Source organism: Streptomyces sp. NPDC057280 (assembly GCF_042668605.1).
Classification (GTDB): domain Bacteria; phylum Actinomycetota; class Actinomycetes; order Streptomycetales; family Streptomycetaceae; genus Streptomyces.
In genome coordinates this window covers 94,512-107,194 of record NZ_JBHUYR010000011.1, presented here as the reverse complement: position 1 = coordinate 107,194, position 12,683 = coordinate 94,512, and the positions used below count along the sequence as shown (strand labels likewise).

The window sequence follows — 12,683 nt, the reverse complement described above, 5'->3', positions numbered from 1 at the left end:
CGGCGTGCACTGGTCCGAACCGAAGGCTCTCCGGACGGCGGCCGGCTCACCCACGCCCCCGGACGGGCTGCACAGCGCTGCCGCACTGCGCATCCGGGACCGGTTGGCGTCTCTGCGGCTCGGCTCGGGCCGGGAGGTGCCGGCGTCGGGCCGAGCGGGCATCATCCGGTGAGCGTCCGACGGGGGGAGAGAACCGTGCAGGGAGAGCCTGGCACACCACGACCGGCCACCAGCGGGGTGCACATCGCGCCGCTCGTTCTCAAGATCCTCATCACTGTTGTCGTGAGCGTGGTCGCGTACGTGCTGACCAATCTGGTGAACCAATCCGGCGACGAGTTGTGGAAGATCGCGGTGGCCGTCGTCATCGGTGGGTCCGCGCTCATCGTCCAGTACATGGTCGACTTCGAGCAGCGGCTGGGCACGCTCGAGACCGGTCATATGGAACGCAGCCGCCGGCTGGAGGAGGACTTCGACCACCTCAGTGACGCAGCCGCCTTGCTGAGCGATCTCGACGATGCCGGGATGAGCACCAGCGATGCCAAACGCCTGATCAAGAATCTGAGGCGGGTCGGACAGCAGGGCCCGGAGATCGTGAAGGCGTTCGCCCGGTCGGAGGTCGAGAGCCTCGCCTCCGTCGTCACCGACCTGACCGGGATGAGCGCGCACTGGCCACGGGACAACAATGAGTGGCTCATCCGGCTCACGCAATGCGCCCAGCGGACCATCGACGCCACGAGCAGCTCTGTCGACCAGCGCTTCTGGGGCACGGACTCAGCTGGACCGTATCTGGACGCCCAGACCGAGGCGATGGGGGCTCGCCAGGTCACGATCCGCCGTCTATTCATGGTCAGGGAATCCGAGGCGAACGACCCCGTGGTCATGGCCCGGTTCACCTGGCTGTGCCAGGCTCAGCTCAGTGTCGGCATCGCCGTGCGCTACCTCGTCCTCCCACCCTCTCCGGTGGAGCAGCCGCATCCCAGGCTGGCCTCGCGGGACGTCGTCATCTTCGACACGGATCTGTATCTGGAGTTCGAACCGGACCAGCTGGGAGTCAACGTGAAGACCACGCTCGACGCGCAGCGCGAGAGGGTCAACCGCCAGGTCAGATGGTTCAACGCCCTTTGGGTGCGGGCTCAGGAGGTCGCTCCCGATCCTGAGCCGGCGTCATGAGCGGCGCGCTGCACCCCACTAGGAGGCCGGTGTCCTAGTGTCCTCGTGTCCTCGCTCGAAGCACTCCTTCTGAGTCGAAGTGCCACTGTCGCGGGCTGCCGATCCAGTCGTGCTCGTCCATCAGCCGAATCCCGGTCGACCGACCGGGTCTCGTACGCCTTCTGCGCGGAGCCGTCGAGGTGACGGCCTTACCGGACACGCCGCCGGCTCTCCCGGTCCTGGCCTGCGGGGAGATCCGCACCTGCGTGCTGCCCTCGCTGAACCCCTTGGACGCCCGAGCCGCCACCCAGCTGCTGCGGCTGCGCCCGGACGAACGCGTGCTGGTCTCCGAGCGCCCCAACCTCTACGTGCGCTCCCCGCAGACCCTCACCGGCGTCGACTGCCGGATGCCCACCTCCAACGGGGCCAAGGTGCGCGTCGTCGGCACCGTCGCCACCAGCGCCGCCCTCACCGAGGGCCGGATCCTGCAGAGCAGTGCCCATGTCCGGGCCCTCGCCCGAGGCCCCGAACGGCGCCGCCCCTGGGGTCACTACCTCATCCATCCCGGAGTGCTCGAACCGCTGGGCCGGCTTCCCGAGCACGAAGCGGCCCAAGGCGTCCTCGACGGGGCAGGCGGCGGCGAACTCGATCTCGGCCTGATCGCCGACGGCACCCTCACCACCCTGCTCCGCCACCCACTGCTCGACCAGAGGGCCCCCTTGAAGTCCCGCCACACCAGACTGCGGTGGGCCGCCCGGCAGACCGAGCCGGGACAGGAACCGGCGATCGAGGAATTCACCCTCACCGAGGACGACCTGCGCACGGTCCGGCTGCGGGTACCCGCAACCACCGCCCCGGCCGCCGTCGCCGCCCTGTGTGAGGCCGCCTCGGCGTCACCGCCCTCGACGACCGAAGTCAGTGACGGAAGCGTTCCCGGAGCAATTCGCGGGCGGCCCGGGCGCCGGAGGCCAGGGCTCCCTGGACCGAGCCCGTGGCCCGGTGATCGCCGCACACGTGACGTCCCGGCCCCACCCGGGTGGTCCGGCTCAGCGGCAGCGGCGGCGGCATGACCGGCAGCGCGTCGACGATCGTACGGACGGTGAGGAGATCCCATCCCGAGGTGTCCGTTCCGTACGCCTCTGCCAGCGCGGCGCGCACGGTCTTTTCCCGTCCGTCGGTGTCTGCGCCCAGCACCGAGGTGCCCACGAGGACGTAGCCGCCCGGGGCGTGTTCGGGCACCACCTCGCTCAGGACACATGTGTTCAGAAACCGGCGGCTTTCGTCGACGAGGAGAGTCGGTTCGGCGAGCGGTGACCGCGGTGCGACGTGGTAGTACGTGGTCACCACGCGGCAATCGGGCACCTTCAGGCCCGGGAGCAGCCGCCCCGCTGGGCCGGGGCCGGTGGCCACCACGACTGCCCGCGCGGGCAGTTCCTGCCCGGTGTCCGTGACGGCGCCGTCGTCGGTGAGGGCGCTCACGGCGGTCTCCAGGCGGACCGTGCCCGCGGGCAGCGCGGCGGCGAGCGCCGCGGGGACGGCGCCGATGCCGGCGCTCGGCAGACACAGGGTGCCGCGCAGCATGCTGCGCCAGACGAGGTGGAAGAAGCGGCTGGAGGTCTCCAGCTCGTCCTCCAGGAAGACCCCCGACAGGAACGGCCGGAAGAAGCGTTCGACGAACTCCTCGGGGAATCCAGCGTCGGCCAGGGCGGTGCGGGTGGTGCGGTCCCGTCCCGCCTTCACCCGACTGACCGGGCCGAACAGGTCGCGGGCCGAGAGCAGGCCGACCGCCGCGAGGTCGCGGGGACCCGCGAGCCGTCCCGGCAGCAGCGTCGACCAGGCGTGTGGCCGCCGGGTGGGGTCCTGAAAGCGCAGGGTGCCCTGCCCGGCGGTGTGGACGAGGACGCCGGCCGTGAAGGGCCGCAGCCGTAGTTCGCGCAGCACCAGCCTGCGGCGCACCTGCGGATAGGAGGTGTTGAACACCTGAAAGCCCCGGTCCACGACGAAGCCGTCCACCTGGTCGGAGCGCATCCGGCCGCCCACGGCGTCGGACGCCTCCACGACCTGGACGTCCAGCCCGGCCGCCAGGAGGTCCCGCGCGCAGGCCAGTCCGGCCACACCTGCGCCGATGACCAGGGCGTCGGGGATGTTCGGGGACGCGGGCACAGAAGCCTCCTTGGCGAGTCCGGCGGCGCCGGGGCGGCCGGAGCGGCAGCCACCTACGGGTACCGAGCTTCTTCCCTCCGCACACCTCGCCCGGATGCGCCGATCACCCACCTGGCCCCGCGCGAGCGTCCTTCAGTCTTCGCATGGGGGCGGGCCAGTTCGCCGTTCCCGGGACTGAGCCGGCTCCTCGTACGGCTGCGCCGACCCGGCCGCGCGTCGTGCGGCATGCAGGTGACGGCCCTCACGCACTGTCGCCACCAAGCGCGAGCGCCTCGGGGGCGGTCGAGCCACCGGTACGGCACATCAGCCGGGTGGTGTCCGCGAGGGCGCGCCTCGTGGTGAGCTCGGTGCGGTCACCTATGGCTGTGCCGAGTCGTCGTCAGATGCCTCATGGGCGATCTCCCGTTCCAGACCGTCCGTCACAGCCCGGCGCCTCGGACGCCTGCGAGAGGTCCCTGTATGCCGGCTCTGCCCGCCGAAATGGCGCTGCCCAGCTACGTCCGGTGCACGGACGCCGTGCGCGCGAGGCGCCGCAGCAGGGCGCCGCGACCGCCGTCCGGCACCGTCCACAGGGTCTGGCCCCTGACCCCGCGCCGTTCCAGGAGCGCGTTGGCCGCGAGGAAGCCGCTGGTGGCGGCCCGCTCCATGAGAGCCACCGGCAGCTCTGTGCGCACCAGGTCACCGGCGACCACCAGTGCGGGGTCGCTCGTGTGCACCGTCGGCCGGTCCGTGTATCCGCCGACCGGGAAAAGCGGGCAGTCGGCCCGCCATTCGTGCCGAGCGTCGACGACGGTGGCCGTGCGGGTCTCCGGGTACACCTGGTGCAGCTGCTCGATCAGGCGCTTCTGCTCGACGTCCCGGGAAGCCCCCTCGCCCAGGGCGTACGCGTGCAGTTCCACCACGGAACCTCCGGTGCGCGAGGCCCAGCGCGCCGCCTCGCCCTCCCAGCGGTCCAGCACACTGACGTTGTCGAGGGTGCCGTAGCCACTGGTGCCGAGGAAGCCAGGACGGCCGGCGGACACGGGACGGTCCAGCCACAGCCGCGAGACGAGGAACGGCGGCGCGTTGCGCAGCCGGGCGATGCGTTCGCGCCACGCGGCATCGGCGAGGCGCGGGGAACGCTCCACGAGCGTGCGCAGGCCGGCCGCGTCGAGGGCGAGGACGACCGTGTCGTGGTGGTGTTCGCCCGTGCCGGTGGCGACGCGGAAGCCGCCCGTCGCGGTGGGCTCGACCGACTCGACCGGGGTGTCGGTGCGCAGGTCGACGCCGTGGCCGTCGAGATAGCCGGCGAGGGGATCCCACAGGGCGGTGGGGAAGGGTTCGTCGGGCACGTCGAAGAGCAGTCCCTCGGACGAGCCGAGGAAGTAGATGTGGAACATCAGCACCATCTCCGCCGCGGACAGGTGGCGCGGGTCGGCGAAGAAGCTGCGGGAGAACACCTCGAACGCCAGGTGGTGCGCGGCCTCCGGGAAACGGATCGACGCCAGGAAGTCGTGGGCGCTGACGTCGTCGAGCCGGGTGTGGACGTCCGGGACGCGCACGTCCAGCAGCGGCAGGGCGGCGAGCGGGTTCATGCGGAGCAGGTCGCGCAGGGTGAAGGTGGGGCTCAGGGCGACGAATCCGAGGGCGCTCCAGGGTGGGGTGCGCGGGACGTGCCGGAAGCTGTCCTGCAGACCGTCGGCGTGCCACAGCGGGTAGTCGGGCAGCGCGCGCAGGCGCTCCAGGCCCGGGTCGGTACGCCGGAGCAGTCCGCGGAGGTTGTAGTACTGGCGGAAGAACGCGTGGAAGCCGCGGCTCATGGTGACGGTGGAGCCGTCCGCGAGGCCGGTCTGCCAGCCCGCGAGCCGCCCGCCCAGGGCGGGCTGGCGTTCGTAGAGCGTGACCCGGACGCCCCGCTCGGCCAAGGCCGTCGCGGCGGCGAGACCGGCGATGCCGCCGCCGATGACGGCGGTCGTCAGGGTCCGGTCTTCGGTCAGTCGCGGCGCGCCGGGCACCGGCAGGATGGTGCGGGCGCGGCGGTCCCTGCCGCGCCGGGCGACGGGCGGCCGTCCGAGCGCGCTCACCGGCCCACCTCGGTACCCGCGCCCGGGCGGCGGGCGACGACGGTGTGGGTGATGCCCGTCTGCCAGCCCGGCAGGGGCAGCACCCGGACGTCGGTGAAACCGGCGCGACGGACCCGGCGGGCGAAGTGGCCCGCCGTGTCGAACTCCACGACGCTGCGCCACAGATGGCGGTACAGGTCACCGTCGCCGAGCAGGGTCGCGACGGGCAGGACGAAGCCCCGGCACACGCCCGTCCACACCGCGCGGTCGACGGCCCGTCCGCTGAGCGTGTACTCGTGGACGGCCAGTCGCCCCCCGGGGACGAGTGCGGCGCGCACCGCTTCCAGCACGGCATCCGGGTCGGCGACGTTGCGGAAGAGATAGGCGGCGAAGACCGCGTCGAACGGCCCGCGCACACCGGCCTGCGCCAGCCGCTCCGCGGAGGAGTGCACGAAGGTCACCCCCTGCGGCCATCGTTTGGCCGCCGCCCGCTCCAGCATCCCCGCGGACGCGTCCACCGCCACGATCTCCGCGCCGGGCAGCGCCTCGGCGAGCGCGGCTGTCGAGGCGCCGGTGCCGCAGCCGAGGTCCAGCACGCGCAGCCCCTCGGCCCGGTCGGAGAGGCCGAGACGGCGCGCGGAGCGGCGCAGGTGGGCGTGGTAGCCGGGGTTGGCGGCCACCAGCGCGTCGTAACTGCGGGAGGCGTGGTCGAAGGCCACGGCCAGATCCTCGTCGCGCAGCAGGGTCATATGGTCGCCTCGGTCGGGTTGCACGGGACTCCTTCGTGCCGGGATCACGGGTGGGGAAAGGGGGTGCGGGGCAACCAGAGCAGCTCCGCGGCGGAGTGGAGCATCGGCAGCACGGGCGTGCGGAGGCCCAGGCCGAGGTCTTCGGCGAGCCGGGTCCGGCCGTCGAGGAAGCGCAGCAGCCGAACCGTCGGCACCCGGGAGAAGAGACGGGTGAAGAACTCCGCCCCGTCGACCCGTCCGCTGTCCAGCGCCCGGAGCAGGACCGCGTCCATGGCGCGTGCGCGGGCCGAGTGGGCGGGCGGAGGCTCCGGGGTGCGCCGCGCGTGCAGGGCCCGCGCGATCGCCGTGGTCTGTCGTTGGACGGCGGAGAAGGCGTAGCCGGTCGCGGGTCGGGTGGCGCCGCCCGCTGCTCCGATCCGGAAGACCGAGGGTGCCGAGCGGCGGGCGAAGCGCGCGTCGGTCATGGGGATGACGCCGGTCTCGGTCGACACGACCTCGAAGTCGCCCAGACGCAGCAGGTCCGCGGTGTAGTGCCGCAACGCCTCCTCGTACGCGGGCAGGGGCAGCACGGAGCGCGAGAAGCGGGTGTACTCCACCAGTGCCTCGCGCCGGCCGGTGGGCAGCACATAGCCGAACGCGAGGCCGCGGGGCGGCTGGGGCACCCGGAAGTCCATGAACTCCACTGCGCCCGGGTCGAACACCGGCCGCTCGGTGCGGACGAACCAGCCGTGGAAGTGCTGGAGCAGCGTGGTCCGTGCCGCGGGAAGGCTGCCCAGCGGCCGGGAGTCGAACACCCAGCGGGCCCGCACGGTGACGGGGCGCCCCCCTTCGTCCCGCGCACGGATCACGGCTCCCTCGGCGACTGGGTCCACCGACTCCACGACGGCTTCCAGCCGGCGCACGTCCGGGCTCTCCGCCACCTCGCGTGCGACGAGGCGTTCGAAGTCGGCGGAGCGGATCATCTTGTACACGAGGGGGGAGATGGAGTGGTCCATCGGGCGCCCATCGGGACGGTGGACGCGCAGCCGCGGCCAGGACGCGGTCAGCGCGGCGTCGTAGCGGCCGGGGCCCTGCTCCCAGAAGCACCAGGTCCGTTCGGGCGGGCGGAGCGGGCCCGGCGGGGCGTCCAGCAGGACGGTGGTCACCCGGCAGGCACCGGGAGCGGGTCGCGCGAGACGGTGGGCCAGGGACAGTCCTGCGGCCCCCGCGCCCACGATGGCCACCTCGGCCTCCCACACGTGCGTTCTCCCTCCCTGTGCGCACCCCGGCTCCTCGCGGGGGTGGTCCGGCCAGTGACCCGACGGATTGCTTCCCTCCGAGCGGCCGCGGCGGATGCAGGCAGAGCCGGACAGCGGGCGGCCATTTGGCGCAGGGCGCGGTGCGGGCGACGTGCGGTGGTGCCGGTATCGGGCTCCACTCGTGGACATCGGACGCCGCGAAAGATCGCTTCCTGTCGTCCCGGGCGCATCCGCGCGGGCGTTCCGCGCGGAAGGTCTTCCATCAGGAGGATGCGCGAGCAACAGGAGAGGAACCGGGATGCGCCGCAACGAGGCGAAGGATCACCCCGTGGCCACGACAGGAGTCGGCCATGGTCCCGTTCCCCTGCCATTCCCGTCGGACGACGGGGGGCTGCGGGTCGTGGACCACGACGTGCCCGCGGCCGTGGGACGGGTGCTGGAGAGCGTGCTGGCGGACCAGGTGGAGCGCGCCATGGCCCTGGACCCGGACTTCGGCCGCGACATCGCCGTGCGCGTCACGCGCTTCACCCTGGGGGGCGGCAAGCGCACACGGTCCCGGTTCGTGTGGTGGGCGCTGCGCGCCTGCGGGGGAGGACCCGCCGAGGCCGAGGCGGCCCTGCGGGTGGGGGCTGCGCTGGAACTCATCCAGACCTGCGCCCTCGTGCACGACGACGTCATGGACGGCTCCGCCGCGCGCCGCGGCCGGCCGGCGCTGCATGCGGACCTCGCCGCCCAGTACGCCGACCGCGTGCCCGCCGACGCCGGACTGGGGTTCGGCGAGTCCGCGGCGATCCTCGCCGGGGACCTCGCCCTGGCCTGGGCGGACGACATCGTCGCGGACCTCGACGCGCCCCGGTCCCGCGTCCGTGCCGTGCGCGATCTGTGGAGTGCCATGCGCACCGAGATGGTGGCCGGGCAGTATCTCGACGTCCAGGGGCAGGCGACCTCTTCACGGTCCATGGCCCGCGCGATCCGCGCCGCCTGCCTCAAGAGCGCTCTGTACTCCGTGGAACGCCCGCTGGCACTCGGCGCGGCCCTGGCGGGCGCGGACGCCGCGCGCACGCAGGCGCTGTGCTCGGCGGGCCGCTGCGTCGGAATCGCCTTCCAGCTCCGCGACGACCTCATCGACGTCTTCGGGGACCCCCGGCACACCGGCAAGCCCGTCGGAGGCGACATCCGGGCGGGCAAGCCGACGTATCTCGTGGCCGTGGCGCAGGCGCGGGCGGAGGCGGCGGGCGACCGGCACGCCATGGCCGTCCTGCGGCGGTCGCTCGGCCGCGCCGACCTGTCCGAGAGCCGTCTCGCCGAGGTCCGCGACGTGCTGGTCGCCATTGGTGCGCGGGACGTCGTCGAGGCGAGGATCGAGCGGCTGGCCGGTCACGCGACCCGATATCTGGAATCGGTCCCGCTGGAGCCGGAAGGCCGGCTGCCGCTGCGGGAGCTGCTCATCGCCGCGGCCGGTACTCTCTCCGCTGCCCCGCCCGAACCGGACCACGCCGGAGCCGACGACGGCCTGCCCGTCTCCCTGGTGCTCAGCGCGGCCGTCGAGGGGGCGACACGATGACGACGACCATTCCTGGACGCACCGATCACGTGGTGGTGGTCGGCGCCGGCCTGTCCGGTCTGTCCGCCGCGCTGCATCTGCTCGGTGCGGGCCGGCGGGTGACGCTGGTGGAGCGCGATCTGCTGCCCGGCGGCCGGGCCGGTCGACTCGACCACCACGGGTACCGCATCGACACCGGCCCCACCGTGCTCACCATGCCGGACCTCGCGGACGAGGCGTTCGCCGCGGTCGGCGACAGTCTGCGCGCCCGCGTCGACCTCATCCCGCTGCACCCGGCATACCGCGCGCTCTTCGCGGACGGCTCCAGCCTCGACGTGCACACCGGCGAGGACGCCATGGCCGCGGAGCTGGAACGGTTCGCCGGGCCCCAAGAGGCCGCGGGCTACCGGCGGCTGAGGACCTGGCTGACCGACCTGTACCGAACCCAGATGCGGCACTTCATCGACGCCAACTTCGACTCGCCCTTCTCTCTGCTCACCCCGGACCTGGCGCGCCTCGCCGCACTCGGCGGGTTCGGGCGGCTGGACGCCAGGATCGGCCGGTACCTGCGCGACGAGCGGGTGCGCCGGGTGTTCTCCTTCCAGGCGCTGTACGCCGGTGTTCCCCCGGAGCGGGCCCTCGCCGCGTACGCCGTGATCGCCTACATGGACACGGTCGCCGGTGTGTACTTCCCGCGGGGCGGCATGCACGCGCTGCCGCAGGCCATGGCGGACGCCGCCGCCGAGGCGGGCGCCGATCTCCGCTTCGGTCAGCAAGTGACCCGTCTGGAGCGTTCGGGTGAGCGCGTGACGGCCGTCGTGACGGACCAGGAGCGGATCGCCTGCGACGCCGTGGTCCTCACCCCGGACCTGCCGGTCACCTACGGCCTCCTCGGTCACACCCCACGCCGCCCGACCCGGCTCAGGTATGCCCCGTCGGCCGTGGTCCTGCACGCCGGCACCGACCGGACCTGGCCGGAACTGGCCCACCACACGCTGTCGTTCGGGGCGCAGTGGCGCAGCACGTTCGACGAACTGACCCGTACCGGGCAGCTGATGAGCGACCCGTCCCTGCTCATCACCCGTCCCACCGCCACGGACCCCTCGCTCGCCCCGCCCGGCCGCCACCTGCACTACATCCTCGCCCCGTGCCCGAACACCGCCCTCGGACCCGACGCCGCCACCTGGGCCGAACTCGGGCCGCGCTATCGCGACAGCGTGCTGCGGGAGCTGGAGCGGCGCGGCTTCACCGGCATCGCCGAGTCCGTGCAGGACGAGACCCTCGTCACCCCGGCCGACTGGCAGGCGCAGGGGCACGCGGCGGGAACCCCGTTCTCCGCGGCCCACACGTTCCCGCAGACCGGCCCGTTCCGGCCGCGCAACCTCGTGCGGGGCACGGTGAACGCCGTCCTCGCCGGCTGCGGCACGACCCCGGGCGTCGGCGTACCCACCGTGCTGCTGTCCGGCAAGCTCGCCGCGGCCCGGATCACGGGCCGGCACACCGCTTCCGCACCAGGACGCGGACGCGGGGGCCCGGCGGCCGGCACACCGGCCACGGCGACCGCCGTTCCTGCGGCCCCTCCGGCTCCATCGGCCCTCTCGAAGGGAACCACCACATGACCGGCCGTGAACTCGACGCGGCGGGCATCACCGACCCGGTGGTGCGCGAGGCCTACATCCAGTGCCGTCAGCTCAATGCCCAGCACGGCCGCACCTACTTCCTCGCCACCCGGTTGCTGCCCGTCGAACGCCGCCCGGCCGTCCACGCCCTGTACGGCTTCGCGCGGTGGGCGGACGACATCGTGGACTCCCTCGACCCGGCCGTCCCGCCCCACCGCCGCGCGACCGAACTGGCCCGCCTGCACCACCGCATGGAACAGGGCCTCAAGGACGGCGACAGCCCGGAGCCCGTGGTGAGGGCCCTCGCCGACACCGCCCGGCGCTACGACATCGACCACCGCCACTTCAGCGACTTCATGGCTTCGATGCGCAGCGACCTGGACGTGACCGACTACCCGACCTTCGACGACCTGCGGGCCTACATGCACGGTTCCGCGGCCGTGATCGGGCTGCAGATGCTCCCCGTCCTGGGCACCGTCGTGCCACGCGAGGAGGCCGCCCCCTACGCCGCCGCCCTCGGCGTCGCCTTCCAGCTGACCAACTTCCTGCGTGACGTGGGCGAGGACCTCGACCGCGGCCGCGTCTACCTTCCCGCCGACCTGCTGCGCGCCCACGGCGTCGACCGGGACCTGCTGTCCTGGAGCCGCGCGACGGGGGGCCGTGACCCGCGCATCACCGAGGCGCTCCGGGCCGCCGAGGACCTCACCCGTGGTGTCTACCGCGACGCGGCGCCAGGCCTGACCCTGCTCGACCCGGTCGCCCGCCCCTGCATCCGCACGGCTTTCGTCCTGTACGGCGGCATCCTGGACGCCATCGCCGACGACGGCTACGCGGTGCTGCACCGCCGGTCCGTGGTACCCCGGCGACGGCGTGCCGCGGTGGCCGTCGACGGGGCGGCACGGCTGGTGACCGCACGGATCAGCGCGCGGCGGCGGCGCCGCTCCGAAGGCCACGTGGCACTCGTCCCGCCCCCGTCAGCCGTCCCACCCGTATCCACCGTCCAGGGGCGAGCCTCGACCGGTTCGGCCGCCGACTCCGTCCACCAGGAGGCCATGTGAGCCCCGACCGGCCCGTCCGCCGAGGGCGGTACCCGCTGTCGCTGCGCCGGAACGCCGTGGCCTGGGAGCGGCAGCAGCCGACCTGGCGCGAGGCACGGCCGGCGGTGATCGCCCGTGCGCTGAAACGCGCGCAGGCGCGGCCGTCCGGCAACTGGTTCGTCGTGGGTGCGTCCCAGGACGTACGGGACGACCGGCCGTTGGCACGGACGGTCGCCGGACAGGAGCTGGTCGTCTGGCGGGATGCCGCGGGCAAGCTGGTCGCGGGACCCGGTGTCTGCCCTCATCTCGGCGCACCCCTGCGGGACAGCCCGGTGCGCTGCGGCACCCTCGTGTGCCACTGGCACGGCCTGAGCCTGCGGGGAACCGCCTTCGCGGGCTGGGAACCGCTGCCCGTCCACGACGACGGGGTGCTGGTCTGGGTACGCCTGGACGCCGTGGGCGGGGAGACTCCTCTGGAGGCTCCCGTGGTGCCCGTCCGGCCCGCTCCGGCGCGAGCGCTGTCCGCGGTGTATGTCGGCGTCGGAACCTGCGAACCCGAGGACGTGGTCGCCAACCGGCTCGACCCGTGGCACGGGGCCTGGTTCCACCCGTACTCCTTCGTCGACCTGGCCGTCGTCGACACGGCGGCCGTCGAGGACGAGCGGGTGAAGCACGACGAGGGCGGTGCCGCGGACGACGGCGAGCCGGTGGACGAGGACGCGTTCACCGTGGACGTGTCCTTCAAGGTCGCCGGGAGACTCGTCGTGCCGGTGCGCGCGGTGTTCACCGCACCCGAGCCCCGTACGGTCCTGATGCGCATCACCCGGGGCGAGGGCGCGGGTTCGGTGGTCGAGACCCACGCGACACCGCTCGGCCCCGACGAGCACGGCAGGCCCCGGACAGCCGTCGTCGAAGCGGTCGTCGCCGCATCCGACCGGCCCGGTTTCGCCGTGGCCCGCAAGATGACGCCGCTGCTGCGGCCCCTGATGCGGACCGCCGCCGGGCGACTGTGGCGCGACGACCTCGCCTACGCCGAACGCCGCTGGCAGCTGCGCTCGACAGGCCGCTACCCCGGCTGAGCGACGCCCGGTGCAACCAAGGAGGCCCCAATCGGAGAAAGAGGGGTAAAACGCCCATCTCGCG

9 protein-coding genes and 1 pseudogene are annotated in these 12,683 nt (G+C 73.2%); 6 read left to right on the top strand and 4 right to left on the bottom strand.

Annotated features, from left to right (window positions below; genetic code table 11):
* Positions 1 to 237: 237 nt before the first annotated feature.
* Entirely contained in the window at positions 238 to 1,170 is a 933-nt protein-coding gene (locus ACFUO4_RS39200) for a DUF6879 family protein (protein ID WP_383494218.1), read from the top strand.
* Between the two features lie 179 nt (positions 1,171 to 1,349).
* A pseudogene (locus ACFUO4_RS39195) lies at positions 1,350 to 2,030 on the top strand (SCO2521 family protein); the annotation flags it as partial.
* Positions 2,031 to 2,064: 34 nt separating this feature from the next.
* On the opposite strand, the gene ACFUO4_RS39190 reads toward ACFUO4_RS39195, so the two are convergent.
* From ACFUO4_RS39190 to ACFUO4_RS39175, 4 genes are all read right to left on the bottom strand, one after another.
* Complete coding sequence (locus ACFUO4_RS39190; RefSeq protein ID WP_383494215.1) at positions 2,065 to 3,312, bottom strand: NAD(P)/FAD-dependent oxidoreductase; 1,248 nt, start codon at positions 3,310 to 3,312, stop codon at positions 2,065 to 2,067.
* A 494-nt stretch (positions 3,313 to 3,806) separates the two neighbouring features.
* On the bottom strand, positions 3,807 to 5,375 hold the full coding sequence (locus tag ACFUO4_RS39185) for an FAD-dependent oxidoreductase (protein WP_383494212.1): 1,569 nt from the start codon (positions 5,373 to 5,375) through the stop codon (positions 3,807 to 3,809).
* Complete coding sequence (locus ACFUO4_RS39180; RefSeq protein ID WP_383494558.1) at positions 5,372 to 6,103, bottom strand: methyltransferase domain-containing protein; 732 nt, start codon at positions 6,101 to 6,103, stop codon at positions 5,372 to 5,374. Before ACFUO4_RS39180 ends, ACFUO4_RS39185 begins: the two co-directional genes overlap by 4 nt.
* A gap of 44 nt (positions 6,104 to 6,147) precedes the next feature.
* Positions 6,148 to 7,341, bottom strand: coding sequence for a lycopene cyclase family protein (locus ACFUO4_RS39175; protein WP_383494209.1), 1,194 nt, complete (start codon positions 7,339 to 7,341; stop codon positions 6,148 to 6,150).
* A 298-nt stretch (positions 7,342 to 7,639) separates the two neighbouring features.
* Here ACFUO4_RS39175 and ACFUO4_RS39170 point away from each other — a divergent pair, with 298 nt between their 5' ends.
* The 4 genes from ACFUO4_RS39170 to ACFUO4_RS39155 are packed head-to-tail and all read left to right on the top strand — an operon-like array spanning position 7,640 to position 12,619.
* Entirely contained in the window at positions 7,640 to 8,905 is a 1,266-nt protein-coding gene (locus ACFUO4_RS39170; RefSeq protein ID WP_383494206.1) for a polyprenyl synthetase family protein, read from the top strand.
* Positions 8,902 to 10,503, top strand: a complete 1,602-nt coding sequence (locus ACFUO4_RS39165) for a phytoene desaturase (RefSeq protein WP_383494203.1) — start codon at positions 8,902 to 8,904, stop codon at positions 10,501 to 10,503. The genes ACFUO4_RS39170 and ACFUO4_RS39165 overlap by 4 nt, the downstream gene beginning before the upstream one ends.
* The gene (locus tag ACFUO4_RS39160; protein ID WP_383494200.1) at positions 10,500 to 11,561 is read left to right on the top strand and encodes a phytoene/squalene synthase family protein; all 1,062 of its coding nucleotides are present in this window, start codon (positions 10,500 to 10,502) and stop codon (positions 11,559 to 11,561) included. Before ACFUO4_RS39165 ends, ACFUO4_RS39160 begins: the two co-directional genes overlap by 4 nt.
* The gene (locus tag ACFUO4_RS39155; protein WP_383494197.1) at positions 11,558 to 12,619 is read left to right on the top strand and encodes a DUF5914 domain-containing protein; all 1,062 of its coding nucleotides are present in this window, start codon (positions 11,558 to 11,560) and stop codon (positions 12,617 to 12,619) included. The genes ACFUO4_RS39160 and ACFUO4_RS39155 overlap by 4 nt, the downstream gene beginning before the upstream one ends.
* Positions 12,620 to 12,683: the final 64 nt, after the last annotated feature.

Bases quoted from the DNA above. Each gene is read 5' to 3' on its own strand.
- ACFUO4_RS39165 (WP_383494203.1), top strand. From the start codon at position 8,902: ATGACGACGACCATTCCTGGACGCACCGATCACGTGGTGGTGGTCGGC.
- ACFUO4_RS39160 (WP_383494200.1), top strand. From the start codon at position 10,500: ATGACCGGCCGTGAACTCGACGCGGCGGGCATCACCGACCCGGTGGTG.
- ACFUO4_RS39170 (WP_383494206.1), top strand. From the start codon at position 7,640: ATGCGCCGCAACGAGGCGAAGGATCACCCCGTGGCCACGACAGGAGTC.
- ACFUO4_RS39180 (WP_383494558.1), bottom strand. From the start codon at position 6,103: ATGACCCTGCTGCGCGACGAGGATCTGGCCGTGGCCTTCGACCACGCC.